Below are 19,839 nucleotides of genomic sequence, written 5' to 3' on the forward strand. Positions count from 1 at the left end.
GGGACGTGACGTACGCCCTGCCCAGAGCGGGTCCATCCGCGTAGACTCCGCGCGTGGCCAAGGTGACTCGGGACGACGTCGCACGACTGGCGGGGACCTCCACCGCCGTCGTCAGCTACGTCATCAACAACGGACCCCGGCCGGTCGCCCCGGCCACGCGCGAGCGCGTCCTCGCCGCGATCAAGGAGCTGGGCTACCGGCCCGACCGGGTCGCGCAGGCGATGGCGTCCCGGCGCACGGACCTCATAGGTCTGATCATCCCGGACGCCCGCCAGCCCTTCTTCGGCGAGATGGCCCACGCGGTCGAGCAGGCCGCCTCCGAGCGCGGGAAGATGGTCCTCGTCGGCAACACCGACTACGTCGCCGAGCGCGAGGTCCACTATCTGCGGGCGTTCCTCGGGATGCGGGTCTCCGGCCTGATCCTCGTCAGCCACGCGCTCAACGACCTGGCCGCGGCCGAGATCGACGCCTGGGACGCCCGGGTGGTCCTGCTGCACGAGCGGCCCGAGGCCATCGACGACGTCGCCGTCGTCACCGACGACCTGGGCGGCGCCCGGATCGCCGTCCGTCACCTCCTGGAGCACGGCTGCGCGTACGTCGCCTGCATGGGCGGCACCGCCGAGACCCCCTCCGTCGGCGACCCGGTCTCCGACCACGTCGAGGGCTGGCGGCAGGCCATGGCCGAGGCCGGGCTCAGCACCGAGGGCCGGCTCTTCGAGGCGCCGTACAACCGCTATGACGCCTACCGCGTCGCCCTCGACCTGCTCTCGGGCCCGGACCGGCCGCCCGCGATCTTCTGCTCCACCGACGACCAGGCGATCGGCCTGCTGCGCGCGGCCCGCGAGCTGCGCATCGACGTACCGGGCGAGCTGGCCGTCATCGGCTTCGACGACATCAAGGAAGCCGCCCTCGCTGACCCGCCCATGACAACGATCGCATCGGACCGCTCGGCGATGGCCCGCGCGGCCGTGGACCTGGTCCTGGACGACGGGGTGCGGATCGCGGGCTCCCGCCGCGAACGCCTCAAGCAGTTCCCGTCCCGGCTGGTGACCCGCCGCTCGTGCGGCTGCGCCTGACCGTACGGCGTCACCGTATGAGAGGTCTCTGAGAGGCCCGCGTCCGGTGCCTGTTCCGGCTTTATATCGGGCATACGAGGTTCTGGCGGCGTTCTCAGGGAGCACTCAGGAAGCTCTCATGGTCACGGGACAAGCTTCTTTCCATGACCGAGAGCTTCCGCCGCAGCGGCGAGTACGAGAACTTCGACACCCCTCACCGGGGCGCCCAGCAGCACGCTTCCTCCCCCGTCAACCCGGAGTGGCCGCCCCCGCCGGCGTACCAGCCGATGCAGCAGGGCGCGTACCAGCAGCCGCAGCAGCACCACCAGCCGCAGCCGCAGCCGGTGGTCGAGCCCACCGCGGTGTGGCGGACGCAGGCCGCGCCGGGCGGCGGGGACGGCCACGGCGGCGGAACCGCTCTCCTCACCCCCGCGGCGGCCGGGCCCGGCGCCCCGGAGCCCGGGAAGAAGCGCACCCGCGGTCCCCTGGCCCTGCTCGCCGCCGTGGCGATCGTCGCCGCGGCCATCGGAGGCGGCACGGCGTACGGCATACAGGAGCTGACCGGCAAGGACCAGGTGGTCTCCTCCTCCACCACGACCAGCGTGGTGCCGTCCAGCAAGACCGGGAACGTCGCCTCGATCGCCGCCGCGGTCAGCCCGAGCGTGGTCGAGGTCAACGCCACCCTCAGCAACGGCTCCTCCACCGGCTCCGGTGTGATCATCACCAGTGACGGTGAGATCGTCACCAACAACCACGTCATCGCGGGCGCCTCCTCGATCAAGGTGAGGACCAGCGACGGCAAGAGCTACACCGCGAAGGTGGTCGGCACCGACAGCAAGAAGGACCTCGCGCTGATCAAGCTGGAGAACGCCTCCGGTCTGAAGGCGGCGACCCTCGGCAACTCCGACGGGGTCCAGGTCGGCGACCAGGTCGTGGCGATCGGCTCCCCCGAGGGCCTGACCGGCACGGTGACCAGCGGCATCGTCTCCGCGCTCAACCGTGACGTGACCGTCTCCACCGACGAGAGCCAGGGCCAGCAGCAACAGCAGGGCGGCGGCGGATGGCCGTTCGAGTTCGGCGGCCGGCAGTTCAACGGCGACACCGGCTCCTCGACCACCACCTACAAGGCGCTCCAGACGGACGCCTCGCTCAACCCCGGCAACTCCGGCGGCGCGCTCATCGACGCGAACGGCAACATCGTCGGCATCAACTCCGCCATGTACTCCGCCGCCTCGTCCTCCTCCTCGGACGCCGGCAGCGTCGGCCTCGGCTTCGCCATCCCGATCAACACCGTCAAGGCCGACCTCGCGACCCTGCGGGCCGGCGGTTCCGACAGCTGATCCACCCTCCGGCCACTCAGGGAGCACGTCATGATCAAGCAGGTTTCGCACACGGTGACCGGCGTCGGCGCGGCCGACCTCGCCCTGGCCCTCGGCGTGGCGTACGAGCTGCACGAGCCCGTGCGGGAGACGGTCGTAAGGGCCCCGGAGGTGGCGGCGCCGCAGCTGATGGGCCTGCGCACGCCCGCCACCCGCCCGCACCGCCGCAAGGTTCCGCTGAACCGCCTCACCGCGGTGCGCGGCTGATCCCCCGCCGCCCTCTCTTCCCGCACGGACCGGGAAGCGTGCGAGGCTGAAGGTCTCGTCCCCGTCCGACCCACCGCACCCGAGGATCGACGCCCATGAGCCCCGCCGAAGGCGACCGTGACATCCAGCGCATCCTGATCGTCGACGACGAGCCGGCGGTGCGTGAGGCACTCCAGCGCAGTCTCGCCTTCGAGGGCTACGACACCGAGGTCGCCGTCGACGGCGCCGACGCCCTGGACAAGGCGACGGCCTACCGCCCCGACCTGGTCGTCCTCGACATCCAGATGCCCCGCATGGACGGCCTGACGGCCGCGCGCCGCATCCGGGGCGCGGGCGACACGACCCCCATCCTCATGCTCACGGCCCGTGACACGGTCGGCGACCGGGTCACCGGGCTCGACGCGGGCGCCGACGACTACCTGGTCAAGCCGTTCGAACTGGACGAGCTGTTCGCCCGGGTGCGCGCGCTGCTGCGGCGCAGCTCCTACGCGGCGGCGGCCGGCGCGGCCGACGTGGAGGAGGACGAGGCGCTCACCTTCGCCGACCTGCGCATGGACCTCGCCACCCGCGAGGTCACCCGGGCCGGGCGGCCCGTCGAGCTGACCCGCACGGAGTTCACCCTGCTGGAGATGTTCATGGCGCACCCGCGGCAGGTCCTCACGCGGGAGCAGATCCTGAAGGCGGTGTGGGGCTTCGACTTCGAGCCGTCCTCCAACTCCCTGGACGTGTACGTGATGTACCTGCGCCGCAAGACCGAGGCGGCCGGCGAACCGCGGCTCGTGCACACGGTGCGGGGTGTGGGGTACGTGCTGCGCCAGGGCGGCGCGGAGTGAACAAGCTGGTCCGCCGCTTCCGGACGCTGCCGATTCGGGCGCGGCTGTCGATGCTGGTCGCCGCCGCTGTGGCGTTCGCGGTGGCGGCGGTTTCGGTGACGTGCTGGTTCATCGTGCAGGGGAAGCTGTACGAGCAGGTGAACGAGGACCTGGAACAGGCGGCCCGGATGAAGCCCGGGAACTGGGTGCAGATGCAGAACGCGCTCATCGACTGCACGAAGACTCCGCAGACTCCGAGGCCGTTCCGCAACTTGTACACCCAGGTGGTCACGTCGGAGGGGACCGCCTGCGTGACGGACGACTCCCTCGGCGCGATCAAGGTGACTCAGGCGGACAAGGAAGTCATCAAGAACGGTGCTTCCAAGCGCGGGGTAGTCCGCAATGGCACGGCCGACGACGGTACGCCGGTGCGCGTGATGACCATCCCCCAACCCGCCCAGGACCCCGCCACTGGTGAGCAGTCCTACGTCGCCATCAGCATCGCCGTATCGCTGGCGGGCACCAAGTCCACCCTCAACGACCTCGCCCTCATCCTCCTCCTCGTCTCCGGCGTCGGAGTCCTCGGCGCCGGCGCCGCCGGTCTCGCCGTCGCCCGGGCCGGACTCCGGCCCGTCGACAAGCTCACCGAGGCCGTCGAGCACGTGGCCCGCACGGACGATCTGAACACGCGCATCCCCGTCGAGGACGACTCCGACGACGAGATCGCCCGGCTCTCCCGTTCCTTCAACTCGATGACCGCCTCCCTCGCCAGCTCCCGTGAGCTCCAGCAGCAGCTGATCGCGGACGCCGGGCATGAGCTGCGGACGCCGCTCACGTCCCTGCGGACGAACATCGAGCTGCTCACCCGCAGCGAGGAGACCGGCCGCCCGATCCCCGCCGCCGACCGCAAGGCGCTGCTCGCGAGTGTCAAGGCGCAAGTGACGGAGCTGGCGTCCCTCATCGGCGACCTCCAGGAGCTGTCCCGCTCGGAGGGCCAGCGCGGTGAACGCGTCCAGGTGGTCGACCTGGAGGACACGGTCGAGGCGGCTCTGCGCCGGGCCCGGCTGCGCGGCCCCGAGCTGACGATCACCGCCCACCTGGAGCCCTGGTTCACCCGGGCGGAGCCCGCCGCGCTGGAGCGGGCGGTGGTCAACATCCTGGACAACGCGGTGAAGTTCAGCCCCGAGGGCGGCACCATCGACGTCCAGCTCAGTCGCGGTGTCCTGACCGTCCGCGACCACGGCCCCGGTATCCCCGAGGACGAACTCCCGTACGTCTTCGACCGCTTCTGGCGCTCCCCCAGCGCCCGCGCCCTCCCCGGCTCCGGCCTCGGCCTGTCCATCGTGGCCCGCACCGTCGAGCAGGCGGGCGGCCGGGTCGAGCTGGCCCGCGCCGGCGGCGGCGGCACGGTGGCCACCGTACGGCTGCCGGGGGCGCCGATGCCTCCGCCCGAGGTGCCGGAGACACCGTAGGACCACGGACTTCCCCGTACTCCGGGAGAGCTGAACGGGCCGCCGCGTCGATGACGCGACGGCCTCGTCCGGGGATGAGCCGTGGGCTACCGCACGATCGTGATCCGGTTCGCCGTCGGCGGGGTGATCGGGCTGGTCGCCGAGGAGTTGGCGGTCAGGTACTGCTCCAGGGCTGCGAGGTCGTCCGTGCCGACGAGGTCGCCCGTGCCCTGGCCGAGGGTGGTGAAGCCGTCGCCGCCGCCCGCGAGGAAGCTGTTGGTGGCGATGCGGTAGGTGGCCGACGGGTCGACGGCCGCGCCGTTCAGCCGGATGGAGTCGGTGACGACCCGGTCGGCGCCGCTCTTCGTCAGGTCCAGCGTGTACGTCAGGTTCGCCGAGGGCTGGAGGATCTTCGGCGCCGACGCGTTCGAACCGCTGACCTGCTCCTTGAGGATCTGGATCAGCTGGGCGCCGGTGAAGTCCTGGAGATTCACGGTGTTGGAGAACGGCTGGACCGTGAAGCCCTCGGCGTACGTCACCACGCCGTCGCCCTCGCTGCCCTTGGCCGCATAGGTGAGGCCGGCCCGGACGCCGCCCGGGTTCATCAGCGCGAGGTCGGTCTCGGGGTCGAGGCCCTTGCCGTACGCCAGCTGCGCGTCCGCGATCAGGTCACCCATCGGGGACTCGGTGCCCGTGTTGGGCACGTCGGCCGAGATGTAGCCGATGGCGCGGTTGCCGATCGGGGCGGCGAGCGTGTTCCACCTGCTGATCAGCTCGGTCATGTCCGGCGCCTTGGCGACGGTCCGGGTGACCACGTGGTTCGCCGACTTCACGGACGTGCGCGCGATGTCGCCGGTGAAGCGGTCGTACGTCAGCGTGGTGTCGGTGTAGAGGCGGCCGAACGAGGCGGCCGAGGTGACCATGCGCGGGTTGCCCGCCGGGTCCGGGATCGTGCAGACGTACGCGGCGTGAGTGTGGCCCGTCACCAGCGCGTCCACGGACGGGGAGATGTTCTTCGCGATGTCCACGATCGGGCCGGAGATGCCGTCGCCTGCGCCCGGGGAGTCGCAGTTGTAGTTGTACGCGCCCGACGCCGGCTGGCCGCCCTCGTGGATCAGCGCCACGATCGACTGCACGCCCTGGCTCTGGAGCACCTTGGCGTACTTGTTGATCGTCTTGACCTCGTCCTTGAACTTCAGGCCCTTGACGCCGTCGGCGGAGACGACGCCCGGGGTGTCCTCCAGGGTCACCCCGATGAAGCCGATCCTGACGCCCTTCTTCTTCCACACCCAGTACGGCGCGAGGATCGGCTTGCCGGTCTTCTCGCTCAGGACGTTGGCCGCCAGGTACGGGAAGTCGGCGCCCTTGAACCTCTTGTCCGTGTAGCAGCCGGCCGTGGGGTGGCAGCCGCCGCGCTGGAGCCGGGCCAGTTCCTTCGCGCCCTCGTCGAACTCGTGGTTGCCGACGGAGGTGACGTCCAGGTCCAGCTTGTTGAGCGCCTCGATGGTGGGCTCGTCGTGGAACAGACCCGAGATCAGCGGGGAGGCGCCGACCATGTCACCGCCGGCCGCGGTGATGGAGTACGCGTTGTTCTTGCGGGCCTCGCGCAGATGGGTGGCGAGGTACTCGACACCGCCCGCGTCGATGGTCTTCGTCGTGCCGTCCGCCTGAAGCTCCGTCACCCGGCCGGACGAGCCCGACGGCGGTTCCAGATTGCCGTGCAGATCGTTGAACGACAGCAGCTGCACGTCCTGGTAGCGGCTCGGCAGCGGCTTGCCGTGGTGTGCGTCGTGCGCGTCCGCCGGAAGAGCCGCAGCCAGCGCACCCGTGGTGGCGAGCGTGGCAGCGGCCGCGAGCAGACGGTACGTACGACGTCTGCGGCCCGGGTCCGGCTGGGAAGTGGCTGGCATGCGCCCCCCTGTGTATCGGCTGAGATAGGTGGCCGTCCGGCGCAGCCTAAGGTCAACGCGCGTAGCGCGACAGGGGGTTCCGGGTTACATCCTGGTTTCCCTTTGCCCTCCTCTTTGCCCCCACTTTGCGGCGCCCTCCCCTTACCCTCGTACGCATGACCAGCGACGACATCGCACGGCCCTACGGCTCCCGATCCATCGAGACCCTCGTCGAGCTCTCCCCCGAACAGACCGATGCCGTCCTCGACCTGCTCGCGGAGGCCCTCCGCACGGACGGGCAGCAGGCGGTGTCCGAGCAGGGCCGGCTACAACTGCGCGGGGGTCCCCGCGAAGGCGTCTCCCATCTGGTCCTCACCGTCGGCGGCCAACTCGTCGGCTACGCCCAGCTGGAGGACACCGACCCGATCGAGGCCCCGGCGGCCGAGCTGGTCGTCCACCCCTCCCACCGCGGCCACGGCCACGGCCGCGCCCTCGGCGCCGCGCTGCTCGCCGCCTCCGGCAAGCGGCTGCGGGTGTGGGCCCACGGCGGGCACTCCGCCGCCCGCCATCTCGCCCAGGTCCTCGGGCTGACCCTGTTCCGTGAACTGCGTCAGCTGCGGCGGCCGTTGGGCGACCTCGCGCTGCCCGAGCCGGTGCTGCCCGACGGGGTCACCGTCCGCACCTTCGAGCCCGGCCGGGACGACGCCGCCTGGCTCGCCGTCAACGCCGCGGCCTTCGCCCACCACCCCGAGCAGGGATCGCTGGTCCAGCGCGACCTCGACGACCGCAAGGCCCAGCCCTGGTTCGACCCCGCCGGCTTCTTCCTCGCCTTCCGCGGCGACGAACTCATCGGCTTCCACTGGACCAAGGTCCACGCCGAGGAACAGCTCGGCGAGGTGTACGTCCTCGGCGTCGCCCCCGGAGCCCAGGGCGGCGGTCTCGGCAAGTCCCTCACCACGATCGGCCTGCGGCACCTCGCGGCCCAGGGACTGCCCACGGCCATGCTGTACGTCGACGCCGACAACAAGGCGGCGGTGGCGGTGTACGAGGGTCTGGGCTTCGTCACCCACGAGACGGACCTGATGTACCGGACGGAGACGTGACGGACGATCAGGAGGAGGCGGTGCGGGCGGCCATCGGGGGCGAGCTGACGCTGCTCGATCCCGAGGTGCGTGCCTCCCGCGAGCGGGTGCTGGCGCTGCTGGATCCGGAGTTCGAGGAGATCGGGTCCTCCGGGCGCCGGTGGGACGTGGAGACGATCCTCGCCGTGACCGGTGACGGGGATGTCTCCGCCGAGGCTCCGGTCGAGGTCGATGAGATGACCGGGACCCTTCTCGCTCCGGGTCTCGTGCATCTCACCTACCTCTCCGACCACCGGGGCCGCCGGGTGTGGCGCAGCTCCCTGTGGCGTCTTACCGCGACGGGCTGGCGAATGTACTTCCACCAGGGGACCCCGGCCGCCTGAGCGCCCGCCCCGGGCCGAGCGGTTCCCGGGTCCACAGCGCGCACACCGCCAGCGTCACCGCCAGGACCGACGCCCATCGCAGCTGCGTCGGCTCCCACCAGGGGTCGGACGGAGTGGCGAGCAGGCCCCAGCGGTTGGGGGTCAGGACGGCCACCGCGGATGCCGTGAGCAGGCATATCGCCGTGCTCCTGCCCACCTCGGGGGAGTCCGAGAATCGGACGGCGAGCGTGGCGAGGGCCAGGGCGGCCGCGGTCGTCGCCGCCGCCTGGAGGGTGACCGGGAGGAGCGGGGGGCGGGTCGGCGACGGCACGAGGAGGAGGGCCGTCGTCCACCACAGGGCGGTCAGCGGGAGCACCATCGCCAGGCGCAGGACCGTCCGCAGCGGGCGGGCGACCGGAGTGGTCGCGCTGGTGTTGCGGGCCGGGTCGTCCAGGAGGAAGGCCAGGCCCAGGGCGCCGGAGAGTGCCGTGAGGCGCAGGACGGCCAGGCCCGGCTCGGCACCCGGGGCGTGGTCGGGGAGGCGGGTGCTCGCCGCGAGCAGCAGGCCCACCGCGCCGGCGATCGTCAGGGCCCGCCGGGGCAGGGTGCGCCAGACCGGCACCAGCAGCGGGCGCAGCAGGGCCGCGGTGGGCCGGCTGCTCGCGTCCGCCGTCGCCTTGACGGCCTCGTCCGCCCGGGCCTTCGCGCCGTCGTCCTTCATTCCCCCGGTCTCCTCTACTCCTCGCATTTGTCGGCCTCCTTCGGGGCCGGGACGCCCAGCAGTTCGGCGGCCCGGACCGTCGTCGTCGACGCGGACGTCAGCTCCGTCCAGTGGGCCTTGACCCGCTCGGTGATCGCGGCCCGCGGGCGGTCCAGGAGCTCCCGGACGACCTTCGTCTGGTCCGCCCCCAGGGAGAAGCCGTTGGTCGGGGCGAGGATCACCGCGGAGCCGTGGTCGCTGTCGTCGAGCCGGACGTCACGGAAGGTGGCGAGCGGGTCGGGGTCCGCGCCCAGCGCCAGCCACATGATCGTCACCGCGCGGGCGTCGCCGCAGAGCTGCCCGCTCGTCACGTCCTCCCTGCCGGCCACGAGGACGGAGGCGACACCGACCGCGAACTCCGGGACGCGGTTGCCGCCCCAGTGTGTGCCGACCGTGACCTCGTCGGGCGTGGTGAGGGCGGAGAGGGAGCTGTCCTGTTCCACGCCGCCGCTGAGGTCGATGCGCTGGCGGATCGTCAGCGGTCTCGTCGCGGCGGTGCCGCCCGCCTGGGACCGCACGCGCCGGACCACACCGGCCCAGTCGTCCCGTACCCCGTTCCACTCGGGGAAGGAGCAGTACGTCGAGCCGTCGTACTCGGTGCAGGACTGCACCTTCTGCGGCGTCTCGGTCGCCACCTTGCGGGCCGCCTCCAGAGCTGCCGTGTCCCGGGGTGCCTGGCCGATCACACCGACCGCGGTGGTCACCAGGGCGAGAGCCGTGGCCGCCTTGACGGCACGGGTGCGGCCGCCGGACAGGAGCAGGGCCGCGCAGGCCACCACGGCGCACAGACCGAGCAGGTAGAGGGCGTGCCAGGCGGCGGGGCGGCCGAGCAGGTCGGAGGGGACGGGGTCGCCGCTGGGCAGGGAGTCCAGGGAGAACGGGCTGAGCCACTGCCAGGCCCAGCCCTTGCCCTGGTCGGCGAGGTCGGCGGCGATGACGAGGGCCAGGTAGAAGACGATGACGAACAGTATGGGCGCGAAGGACAGGGGCAGCAGACGGGCCAGCAGCACCCCCACGACCCCGGCCAGCAGGACGGTCAGCGGCCCCACCGCGAGCTCACCGAGCGAGCCGTGGCCGATCGCACCCGGCTTGAGCGCCTCCCGCAGGTACTGCGCGAGGGCGAGCAGCGCGGTGAGCGCCGCGAAGGGCACCACGGACAGGATGTGGGCGAGGGTGCGCCGCCACGGGTCCATGGCCAGGACGTCGAGCTGATGGCCGGTGCCGTGCTTGCGGGACCGCAGCGCGGCCGCGTTCGCGCAGACGAGCACCGCGAGCGCGAACAGCGGCGACACCGCCTGGGTCTCCCGGTCCACCATGGTGAGGATCGGGTAGTCGTCCATGCCCTCCTGCCGCACCATCTGCACGACGACGAGGACGAGGCACAGGGCGAAGAAGAACAGGATCTGGACCTGCGTCAGCAGATCGCGCGTCTCGAAGCGGGCCAGGGCGAGGACCGCGCCGAAGCGGCGGCGCTCGTCGGGCTGCCCGGAGCCGCTGGGGGGCGCCTCGTCGAGGGGCGCGGCCGGGGGGCCGGCCGGGGTGACCGGGGCGTCGGGGGCGGCGGGGGCGGGGCTCATGCCGTCACCTCCGCGCTCTCGCCGTCCAGGGCCAGCAGATAGCCGTCCTCCAGGGTGGGTTCGAGCAGATCGGCGCCGGGGGGCGGGTCGCCGATGTTGCGGAAGGTGCCCGCCCCGGTGCGCCAGCCGGCCAGTGCGCCCGCCGCGCGTTCCGCGCTGCTCCAGACCCGGCCCGCCGCGCGGGCGGTCAGCTCGGCGGGGGTGCCCTCGAAGCGGACCCGGCCGGCGGCGAGGACGACGACACGGTGGCAGAGCATCGCCACGTCCTCGGTCTGGTGGGTGGACAGCAGGACCGTGCGGCCCTCGCCGGCCTGGGCGATCAAGTCCCGGAAGCGCATGCGCTGCTCGGGGTCCAGGCCGACGGTCGGCTCGTCCAGGACGAGGAATCCGGGGTCGCCGACCAGCGCGGCGGCCAGGGCGACCCGCTGGCGCATCCCGCCGGAGAGCCGCTTGAGACGCTTGCCGCGCACGTCGGAGAGGTCGACGGCGTCGAGGACACGGCGGACCTCGCGGTGCCGGGCCCCCCGGTCGGTCAGCTCCTTGAGGATCGCCACGTAGTCGACGAACTCGAAGGCCGTGAAGTCCGGGTGGAAGCCGGGGGTCTGGGGCAGATAGCCGAGCTCGCGGCGCAGGGCGAGGCGGCCGGCGGCGGTACGGGGGTCGTGACCGAGGGCGGTGAACCGGCCGTCGTCGGCCGGTACGGCCGTGGCCAGCACCCGCAGCAGGGTGGTCTTCCCGGCGCCGTTGGGGCCGAGCAGCCCGGTGACGCCGCGCGTCAGCCGGAGGGAGACTCCGTCGAGGGCACGGGTGCCGCCGAACCGCAGCGCCAGCCCGTCGGCCCGCAGTGTGCTGGGCTCGGTCAGGGGGTCGATGGTCACGCAGGGCTCCTGAAGGTCCTGGAAGGGGGAGAGGTCGGGGAGGCGGGCGCTCGGCGGGCCGGGTCCGCGAGGTCGCCGCGCGTGCGGGCAGGGCTCATGCCGGGCCCCCGTCCGCGAAGCCGCGCAGCGGGCGGGCGTCGAAGCGGTCCCGGGCCTGGTAGAGCAGCACGGCGCCGACGACCGTCAGCCCGGCGGCGACGGACTGGCCGGCCGCGGTGAAGGGGGCGAGGGGGCCCGCGGTGTGCGGCTGGGTCTCCAGCACGGCGAGCAGGGTCAGCCAGGCGCCGCCGACCAGCGCGGGCGCGAGGACCGGGCCCAGCCGGGCGGAGAGGGCGAGGCCGGTGGTGGTGAGGGCGAGGGCGGGCAGCAGCCAGGCCAGGGCCAGCAGTCCGTACCCCGGCAGGGCGAGGGTCGCCAGTCCGTTGAGCGCGAGGCCGGCGGTGAGGACCGCGACGGTGCGGATCATCAGCAGCCGGAAGCCGTGCAGCGGGGCGACGACCGCCATCTCGTAGGTCGGGTCGAGTCCGGGGCCGTAGGACAGCGCGACTCCGGCCAGCGGGAGCAGCGGGGCGAGCGCGAGGAACAGTCCGGGCAGGTCCGCGACCCGCACCGCCAGCACCGTCATGACCAGCAGGAACAGCACCGACAGCAGCCAGGAGCGGCGCAGTATCGGGGTCGCCGTGAGCAGCCGCGCGGTGTGGTCGGCCACGCCGATCCGCACCAGCAGGCGCTCGGTCAGGCTCGGCCGGGGCGCGTCCAGTTCGGCGTCCAGCCGCTCCCAGGCGGAGTCCAGCGCCACGGGGTCCGTGCCGGCCGCGAGCCTGGCCCGGCACTGCGCGCACCGGGTGAGGTGCGTGTCGGTGGACCACAGCAGGGGTGGCGCCAACTCGCCGAGGGCGTAGGCCCGCAGATCGTCCTCTGCCACATGCCATGTCATGCCTGTGCCTCCCTCGGTCATGCCTGTGCCTCCCTCGGCAGGTGCCGGTCGGCACCGTCGTCCGAGCGGTCGTCCCGGTCGTCCGCGATCCGTCTCATGCCAGCGCCTCCCGCAACTGCTTGCGGGCGCGCAGAGCCCGCGTCTTGACCGTGCCGGGCGGGATGCCGAGCAGGACCGCGGCCTCCCTGGTGGTGAGTCCGTCGATGACGGTGGCCTGGAGGACGGCCCGCAGCTCCGGTGAGAGGCGGGTGAGGGCCCCGGCGAGGTCCCCGTGCTCCACCCCCGCGAGCACGCGTTCCTCCGCCGAGGCCTCGTCGCGGTGGCGCAGGCGCGACAGGACCTGGCGCAGGCGGCCGCGCGCGCCGTCGCCGCGCAGGGCGTCGACCAGCCGGCGCGCGGCGATGCGCCACAGCCAGCCGGCCACGTCGCCCTCCTCGCGATAGCGGGCGCTGCCCCGCCACACCGCGAGGAACGTCTCCTGCACGACGTCGTCGACTATCCCGGGGTCGGCGCAGCGGCCGCGCATGCGCGCGGTCAGCCACGGCGCGAACCGCCGGTACAGCTCCTCGAAGGCGTGACGGTCCGCGTCTGCCGCGATGGCCCGCAGCAGCTCCCCGTCGCTTCTCGTTTCGCTCACATCCCCTCATCGGTCCGGCCCCGCCGATCGGTTCACGGTCCGGCCCACGAATTTTCCTCGAGCCGTGGCGCGCCGCCGCCCACCGCCGCGACCTGGCCTTTCGTCCCGATCACGGGTCCGCGAAAGGGCAGTTGGGTCTCCGGCGGAAGCGCCCGGGGCGGACCGGCAGCCTTCTCGATCTTGACTTTCCCCCCTCCCTTCCACCACCCTTTCACTACTCAATTAGTGAAAGTAGGGAAGGGGGTGATCCGCGTGGTCGAGTACCGCATCGACCGGCACAGCGGCGTGGCCACCTACGTCCAGATCGTCCAGCAGACCAAACAGGCCCTGCGGCTCGGCGTGTTGCGGCCCGGGGACAAGCTGCCCACCGCCCGCGAGGTCGTCGAGGCGACCGCCATCAACCCGAACACCGTGCTGAAGGCGTACCGCGAGCTGGAGCGCGAGGGGCTGGTGGAGGCGCGACGCGGGCTCGGCACGTTCGTGCGGCGCGGCCTGAGCACCGCCCCGGCCGACTCGCCCCTGCGCACCGAACTGGACGCCTGGGCCGTACGCGCCCGGGACACCGGCCTGGACCGCGAGGACGTCGCCGCGCTCTTCACCGCCGTACTCGATGAACACTTCGCCCCGCCGGCCGCTCGCACGGAGCCCGCACACCCCCAAGGAGACCCCTCATGACCGACCTCGCCATGACGGCCACCGCGCTCGGCAGGCGATTCGGCCGACGCGGGGGCGGGGGCTGGGCACTGCGGAACTGCACGTTCCGGCTGCCCGCCGGACGAGTCTGCGCCGTCGTCGGGCCCAACGGGGCCGGGAAGTCCACGCTCCTCTCCCTCGCCGCCGGGCTGCTGGTCCCCACCGAGGGCACCGTCACCGTCCTCGGCACCGACCCCGCGTCCGCACGCGCGCGTGTCGGCTACGTCGCCCAGGACAAGCCGCTGCACCCCCAGCTCACGATCGCCGAGACCCTGCGCATGGGCGCCCACCTCAACCCGGGCCGCTGGGAGGCCGCGGCCGCCGAGCGGATCGTCGCCGCGGGCGAGCTCGACCCCCGGCGCAGGATCCGCGCGCTCTCCGGCGGCCAGCGCACCCGGGTCGCCCTCGCGCTCGCCCTCGCCAAGCGGCCCGAGCTGCTGCTCCTGGACGAGCCGATGGCCGACCTCGACCCGCTCGCCCGGCACGAGCTGATGGGCGCCCTCATGTCCCAGGCGGCACAGCACGGGACGACGATCATGATGTCGTCGCACGTCGTCGCCGAGCTGGAGGACTCCTGCGACCATCTGCTGCTGGTCGGCGGCGGCCGGGTGCGGCTGGCCGGGGAGATCGACGAGCTGCTGGCCGCCCACGCGCGCGTGAGCGCGACGGCGGAGGGCGTGGAGGCCACGGAGGGCGTGGAGGGCACGGAAGGCGTGGAGGGCACGGAAGGCGTGGAGGGCACGGAAGGCGTGGAGGGCACGGCGGTGGCCGGGCTCGCCGGCCTCTCCGCGCACACGGTCGTCGAGTCCCGGGTGACCGGCCGCCAGGTCACCGCGCTGATCCGCCCCGCCGGCCGCCTCCCCGACGACTGGCGCACCTCGGCGCCCTCCCTGGAGGAACTCCTCCTCGCCTATCTGCGCAACCCCGACGCCGCCTCCCTCGCCCCGGCCGCCCCCGAGGAGGCCCTGGCGTGAGTACGGAGAGCACCGTGAACACCGCGACCACTGCCGACACCGGCAGCACCGTCAGCACTCCCCGACCCGCCCGCTCGCCCTACCCCGCTCAGGAGGCAGCCGTATGACCGCCGTCGCCCGCCCGCGAACCGGCGCCGCCCCGCAGCCCGCCACCGAGGCCGTGTCGCCCGGTGCCTCCTGGGGCACCGTCCGTACGGTCCTGCGGCTGCACCGCACCGCGCTCGTCGTCTGGACGCTCGTCGTCGTCGGCCTGAGCGGCTGCCTGGTGTGGCTCGGCACGGTCACCGCCGACGACGAGCGCGCCGCCCAGGAGGCCTGCGACCGCGTGGGCCAGGACTTCTGCGACACGACGACGTTGTACTTCATGAGTGGCATGGACCTGATCGGTCTGTGCCTCGGTTACTCGTTGCTCGTGGTGGCCGCCTTCGCCGGCGGCTCGCTGATCGGCCGCGAGATGGAGAACGGCACCGCACACCTCGCGTGGACCCAGGGCATCAGCCCCGTCCGCTGGCTCACCGCCAAGCTCGCCGTGCCCGCGCTGGTGCTGACCGCGAGCACCACCGCGCTGGTCCTCCTCTTCCGCTGGGCCTGGGACGGCAACCGGGACCTCCTCTACCACGACTGGATGGGCCAAGCGTTCACCGCCCGCGGCCCGGCGGCCGTCGCCTACGTGCTGTGCGCCCTCGCCATCGGCGCGCTCGCCGGGCTGCTGCTGCGCCGCGCGCTGCCCGCCCTCGCCGCCGCCACCGGTACGACCTGGGCACTCTCCTTCGGCATCTCGCTGTACCGCGCCCGGCTGTGGCCCACGGTGACCAGCACCTCGACGACGAACGGCCACCCCCACATCCCCGACGCCGCATGGCAGGTGGAGAACGGCGCGCTGATCCACGGCCGGCGGGTCGCGAACTTCGCGTCCTGGCGGTGCGACGGCAGCGCCGCCGAGATGCGGCGCTGCGTCGACGAGCAGGGCCTCACCGGCTACTACGCCTCCTACCACCCCGAATCCCACTACTGGCCGATCCAGCTCCTGGAGACCGGGATCGTGCTCGCCGTCACCGTCCTCGCCACCGTGGCCGTCTACCGGCTGGTACGCCGCCGCACGGCCTGAACCGGCGGCGGCCCGGGTGAGCCCGGGGTGCGTACGCCCCTCCGCGGGGGAGACGGCCGTACGCACCCCGTCACCGCACCCAACGCCATCAGATCCCGTCCACCCCACCCAGCGCGCCACCGGACCCCGTCCACCCCACCCAGCGCCACCAGCCCTCACACCACCCGGCCCCGACGCCCGCGAGCCGCCCCCCGATATCCCGCACGCCATGTCTCCGTAACCATCGGTTAAGACGACCTTGCGAGGCTCGGCGAATGAAGCCCGCCGCGCCCGAGGCCTCGCCGCCCCCCGAGGGGAACGACCCCGACGGGCAGCCCGTCATGCTCCCGCCTGCACGTTCTGACGCGCCCGTATCACTGCTGACGCGGAAGAATGGGTCCATGAGCCAGTCACACGCCCCTCAGGCCGATGTCCAGCACCCGCAGCCCTCCGTGGGCTCCATAGCCGCGCACCGCCCGCACACCGTCGCGGCCGCGGTCTCCGATCTGGAACCCGACATCGACGCCGACCTCGACGCGTACGAGGAATCCCAGGCCGACGGGGTCCGGCTCCCGCAGGGCCGCTTCCTCGACCGGGAGCGCAGCTGGCTCGCCTTCAACGAGCGGGTGCTCGAACTCGCCGAGGACCCGAACACACCCCTGCTCGAACGGGCGAACTTCCTCGCCATCTTCGCGAGCAACCTGGACGAGTTCTTCATGGTCCGGGTGGCCGGACTGAAGCGCCGTATCGCGACCGGTGTCGCCACCCGGTCCGCTTCCGGACTCCAGCCCCGCGAGGTGCTGGAGATGATCTGGGCCCGTTCGCGCGAGCTCATGGCCCGGCACGCCGCGACCTACCACGAGGACGTCGCCCCCGCCCTCGCGGAGGAGGGCATCCACCTCGTCCGCTGGAACGAGCTGACCGAGAAGGAACAGGCCCGCCTGTTCACCCTCTTCCGGCACCAGATCTTCCCGGTCCTCACCCCGCTGGCCGTCGACCCCGCGCACCCCTTCCCGTACATCTCGGGTCTCTCGCTGAACCTCGCGGTCGTCGTCCGCAACCCGGTGAGCGGGCACGACCACTTCGCGCGCGTCAAGGTGCCGCCGCTGCTCTCCCGCTTCCTGGAGGCCTCCCCCGGCCGGTACGTCCCCATCGAGGACGTCATCGGCGCCCACCTGGAGGAGCTGTTCCCGGGCATGGAGGTGCTGGAGCACCACGCCTTCCGGCTCACCCGCAACGAGGACCTCGAGGTCGAGGAGGACGACGCCGAGAACCTGCTCCAGGCCCTGGAGAAGGAGCTCATGCGGCGCCGGTTCGGCCCGCCGGTGCGCCTGGAGGTCGAGGAGTCCATCGACCGCACGGTGCTCGACCTGCTGGTGCGCGAGCTGAAGATCTCCGAGGCGGAGGTCTACCCGCTGCCCGGCCCGCTCGACCTCACCGGTCTCTTCCGCATCCACGGCCTCGACCGGCCCGAGCTGAAGTACAAGAAGTTCATCGCCGGCACGCACCGCGACCTCGCCGAGGTGGAGTCCGCCTCCCCTCCCGACATCTTCGGCGCCCTGCGCAGCCGCGACGTGCTGCTGCACCACCCGTACGACAGCTTCTCCACCTCCGTCCAGGCCTTCCTGGAGCAGGCGGCCGCCGACCCGGACGTCCTCGCGATCAAGCAGACCCTGTACCGCACCTCCGGCGACTCGCCGATCGTGGACGCGCTGATCGACGCGGCCGAGTCCGGCAAGCAGGTCCTCGTGCTGGTCGAGATCAAGGCCCGCTTCGACGAGCACGCCAACATCAAGTGGGCGCGCAAGCTGGAGGAGGCCGGCTGCCATGTCGTCTACGGCCTCGTCGGCCTGAAGACGCACTGCAAGCTGTCCCTGGTGGTCCGTCAGGAGGGCGAGACGCTACGGCGTTACAGCCACGTCGGCACCGGCAACTACCACCCGAAGACGGCCCGGCTCTACGAGGACCTCGGGCTGCTCACCGCGGACCCGCAGGTCGGCGCGGACCTCTCCGACCTGTTCAACCGGCTCTCCGGCTACTCGCGCCGCGAGACCTACCGCCGTCTCCTCGTCGCCCCCAAGTCGCTGCGCGACGGACTGATCTCCCGGGTGGAGAAGGAGATCCAGCACCACCGCGCGGGGCGTCCGGCGTACGTCCGGATCAAGGTCAACTCGATCGTCGACGAGGCCCTGATCGACTCCCTCTACCGGGCCTCCCAGGCGGGCGTGCCCGTCGACGTGTGGGTGCGCGGCATCTGCGCGGTGCGCCCGGGCGTGCCCGGCCTGTCGGAGAACGTGAAGGTCCGCTCGATACTCGGCCGCTTCCTGGAGCACTCCCGGGTCTTCGCCTTCGGCAACGGCGGCGAGCCCGAGGTGTGGATCGGCAGCGCCGACATGATGCACCGCAACCTCGACCGCCGTATCGAGGCCATGGTCAGGGTCGTGGACCCGGCGCACCGGGCCGCCCTGAACCGCCTGCTGGAGACCGGCATGTCCGACGCCACCTCCTCCTGGCACCTCGGCCCGGACGGCGAATGGACCCGGCACGCGACCGACCCGGACGGCCAGCCCCTGCGCAACGTCCAGGAGATGCTCATAGACGCCCGGAGGCGCCGGCGTGGCACAGCAACACCATGACGTGACGGACTCCGCGGCCGGGCCGGGTGTCGCCCCCGGGCCCGTGACCGGGGACGCGCTGGCGGGCTATCTGCGGGCCCAGGCCACGGACTTCCTCCGTGCGCTGCGGCTGCACCGGGAGACGGGAGGCGGTGGTACGGCGGTGGGCGGCGCGTCGGCCGCCGGCCCCGCCGCGTCCCCCGGTGCGCCGGGCGGCGCGGAGGACGCCGTCGACGCGGCGCGCGCCCTGCGCCGTACGGCCCGCCGGATCAGCGGCAGCCTGCACACCTTCCGCCCGCTCCTCGACCCCGAGTGGTCGGAGCAGATCCGCCCGGAACTGGCCTGGCTCTCGGGCACACTGGCCCTGGAACACGCGTACGAGGCCCGCCTGGAACGCCTGCTCCTCGCCCTGCACCGCCTCTCGGGCTCCACGCCGGTCCCGCCCCAGACACCGGGAACCCCGGCAGCCGGCACGGCCGGGACCCGCTCGGCCGTGAGCCGCTCGGCCGGGACGGGGACGGCCGCAACCGGCACGGCGGCGGGCAGCCGGGGCGGCGCCGCCGCGGCCCCCCACACCCAGCGAGCGGCAGCCGCCCCGGGCGGTACCCGCACCGCCGCGAACCCCGACCGCGCCAATCTCACCGTGGGTGCCGCCAAGGCCGGCGCCCTCCTGGACCGCCAGCTCACCCTCGCCCGCACCCGCGCCCACAGCACCGCCCTGCAGGCCCTCGGCTCCTCCCGCTTCCACGCGGTCGCCGACCAGGTCGCGGTCCTCGCCAGCGAGGTCCGGCTCACCCCGGCCGCCCCCGCCACCGACCTGCGCCCCCTCGCCGCGGCCGCCGAGGAACGCCTCGCGGACGCCGTCGCCACGCTCCCCCTCCTCACCGCGGGCAGCCCCTACAACGCCGAGGCCCTGATCCACGGCCTCTCCCCGGACCCGGCCCCGCACCCGCAGGACGCCCCGTGGCACCAGGTCCGGCTGCTGCTGCGGCTGCACCGCTACGCCTGCGAGGTCCTGTACGGTCCCGGAGCCCCCTCGGACGTGCGGCTGCTGACCGCGGGCCAGGCCCTCGACCGGCACCGGGACGCCTCGGAGGCGGCGGCCGCCGCGGCCCAGGCGGCCCGCACGCCCCGGATCGCGCCGGCCACCGCGTACGCGCTCGGCGTGCTGCACGCGGACCAGCGGCACGAGGTGGAGGCCGCGCGGTACGCGTTCCAGCACTGCTGGCAGAAGCAGACCGTCGGTACGCCGTAGCGGCGGTGCCGAGATGCGCACCCCGGCCGTCGTGTCGTAGAACAGCAGAGGTCGAACAGCGGCCGTCGGACAGCGGAGGCCGTAGAGCACAGGTAGCGCAGGTAGCACAGCAGCGGTCGGCACGTCATGGACACCCGGCCGTAAGACGCGGGACAGCAGCCCGTAAACAGGAGGACAGGCGGCCGGGAA

The 19,839-nt window shown here is 72.9% G+C and carries 18 protein-coding genes; 12 read left to right on the top strand and 6 right to left on the bottom strand.

Annotated features, from left to right (window positions below; translation table 11 throughout):
* Positions 1-53: 53 nt before the first annotated feature.
* The 5 genes from AQJ58_RS19385 (at position 54) to AQJ58_RS19405 (ending at position 4,925) form a co-directional block, all read left to right on the top strand.
* The gene (locus tag AQJ58_RS19385) at positions 54-1,076 is read left to right on the top strand and encodes a LacI family DNA-binding transcriptional regulator (protein WP_067251706.1); all 1,023 of its coding nucleotides are present in this window, start codon (positions 54-56) and stop codon (positions 1,074-1,076) included.
* Between the two features lie 143 nt (positions 1,077-1,219).
* Complete coding sequence (locus AQJ58_RS19390; protein WP_067251708.1) at positions 1,220-2,395, top strand: S1C family serine protease; 1,176 nt, start codon at positions 1,220-1,222, stop codon at positions 2,393-2,395.
* 30 nt (positions 2,396-2,425) lie between these two features.
* On the top strand, positions 2,426-2,641 hold the full coding sequence (locus AQJ58_RS19395) for a hypothetical protein (protein ID WP_067251710.1): 216 nt from the start codon (positions 2,426-2,428) through the stop codon (positions 2,639-2,641).
* Between the two features lie 95 nt (positions 2,642-2,736).
* On the top strand, positions 2,737-3,474 hold the full coding sequence (locus tag AQJ58_RS19400) for a response regulator transcription factor (RefSeq protein WP_067251711.1): 738 nt from the start codon (positions 2,737-2,739) through the stop codon (positions 3,472-3,474).
* A complete protein-coding gene (locus AQJ58_RS19405; RefSeq protein ID WP_067251713.1) occupies positions 3,471-4,925 on the top strand; it encodes a HAMP domain-containing sensor histidine kinase in 1,455 nt (484 codons plus the stop codon). The genes AQJ58_RS19400 and AQJ58_RS19405 overlap by 4 nt, the downstream gene beginning before the upstream one ends.
* A gap of 86 nt (positions 4,926-5,011) precedes the next feature.
* Here AQJ58_RS19405 and AQJ58_RS19410 read toward each other — a convergent pair whose 3' ends face one another.
* Positions 5,012-6,814: a bifunctional metallophosphatase/5'-nucleotidase gene (locus AQJ58_RS19410; protein ID WP_067251714.1), complete on the bottom strand. Its 1,803-nt coding sequence runs from the start codon at positions 6,812-6,814 to the stop codon at positions 5,012-5,014.
* Between the two features lie 155 nt (positions 6,815-6,969).
* On the opposite strand from AQJ58_RS19410, the gene mshD reads away from it, so the two are divergent.
* Positions 6,970-7,896, top strand: a complete 927-nt coding sequence (mshD, locus tag AQJ58_RS19415) for a mycothiol synthase (protein WP_067251715.1) — start codon at positions 6,970-6,972, stop codon at positions 7,894-7,896.
* Positions 7,893-8,258 (top strand): nuclear transport factor 2 family protein, encoded by a 366-nt coding sequence (locus tag AQJ58_RS19420; protein ID WP_067251717.1) that lies wholly within the window; start codon positions 7,893-7,895, stop codon positions 8,256-8,258. Before mshD ends, AQJ58_RS19420 begins: the two co-directional genes overlap by 4 nt.
* On the opposite strand, the gene AQJ58_RS19425 is transcribed toward AQJ58_RS19420, so the two are convergent.
* The 5 genes from AQJ58_RS19425 to AQJ58_RS19445 all read right to left on the bottom strand — a co-directional run bounded on the left by AQJ58_RS19425 (position 8,206) and on the right by AQJ58_RS19445 (position 13,026).
* A complete protein-coding gene (locus AQJ58_RS19425; RefSeq protein WP_199844617.1) occupies positions 8,206-8,985 on the bottom strand; it encodes an ABC transporter in 780 nt (259 codons plus the stop codon). The two genes, AQJ58_RS19420 and AQJ58_RS19425, sit on opposite strands and share 53 nt — an antisense overlap.
* The gene (locus AQJ58_RS19430; protein WP_067251718.1) at positions 8,973-10,574 is read right to left on the bottom strand and encodes an ABC transporter; all 1,602 of its coding nucleotides are present in this window, start codon (positions 10,572-10,574) and stop codon (positions 8,973-8,975) included. Before AQJ58_RS19430 ends, AQJ58_RS19425 begins: the two co-directional genes overlap by 13 nt.
* A complete protein-coding gene (locus tag AQJ58_RS19435; RefSeq protein WP_234360100.1) occupies positions 10,571-11,452 on the bottom strand; it encodes an ABC transporter ATP-binding protein in 882 nt (293 codons plus the stop codon). The genes AQJ58_RS19430 and AQJ58_RS19435 overlap by 4 nt, the downstream gene beginning before the upstream one ends.
* Positions 11,453-11,546: 94 nt before the next feature.
* Positions 11,547-12,389 (bottom strand): anti-sigma factor family protein, encoded by an 843-nt coding sequence (locus tag AQJ58_RS19440; protein WP_067251720.1) that lies wholly within the window; start codon positions 12,387-12,389, stop codon positions 11,547-11,549.
* Between the two features lie 94 nt (positions 12,390-12,483).
* A complete protein-coding gene (locus AQJ58_RS19445; RefSeq protein WP_067251722.1) occupies positions 12,484-13,026 on the bottom strand; it encodes an RNA polymerase sigma factor in 543 nt (180 codons plus the stop codon).
* Between the two features lie 252 nt (positions 13,027-13,278).
* On the opposite strand from AQJ58_RS19445, the gene AQJ58_RS19450 reads away from it, so the two are divergent.
* The 5 genes from AQJ58_RS19450 (at position 13,279) to AQJ58_RS19470 (ending at position 19,650) form a co-directional block, all read left to right on the top strand.
* Positions 13,279-13,701, top strand: a complete 423-nt coding sequence (locus AQJ58_RS19450; RefSeq protein ID WP_067251879.1) for a GntR family transcriptional regulator — start codon at positions 13,279-13,281, stop codon at positions 13,699-13,701.
* Complete coding sequence (locus tag AQJ58_RS19455) at positions 13,698-14,693, top strand: ABC transporter ATP-binding protein (RefSeq protein ID WP_067251723.1); 996 nt, start codon at positions 13,698-13,700, stop codon at positions 14,691-14,693. The genes AQJ58_RS19450 and AQJ58_RS19455 overlap by 4 nt, the downstream gene beginning before the upstream one ends.
* Positions 14,694-14,796: 103 nt before the next feature.
* Positions 14,797-15,801: an ABC transporter permease gene (locus tag AQJ58_RS19460; protein ID WP_067251725.1), complete on the top strand. Its 1,005-nt coding sequence runs from the start codon at positions 14,797-14,799 to the stop codon at positions 15,799-15,801.
* 254 nt (positions 15,802-16,055) lie between these two features.
* A complete protein-coding gene (locus tag AQJ58_RS19465) occupies positions 16,056-18,416 on the top strand; it encodes an RNA degradosome polyphosphate kinase (protein ID WP_420712162.1) in 2,361 nt (786 codons plus the stop codon).
* Positions 18,397-19,650, top strand: coding sequence for a CHAD domain-containing protein (locus AQJ58_RS19470; protein ID WP_067251728.1), 1,254 nt, complete (start codon positions 18,397-18,399; stop codon positions 19,648-19,650). Before AQJ58_RS19465 ends, AQJ58_RS19470 begins: the two co-directional genes overlap by 20 nt.
* Positions 19,651-19,839: the final 189 nt, after the last annotated feature.

Origin of the sequence: Streptomyces sp. DSM 15324 (genome assembly GCF_001514285.1) — a bacterium.
Classification (GTDB): Bacteria; Actinomycetota; Actinomycetes; order Streptomycetales; family Streptomycetaceae; genus Streptomyces.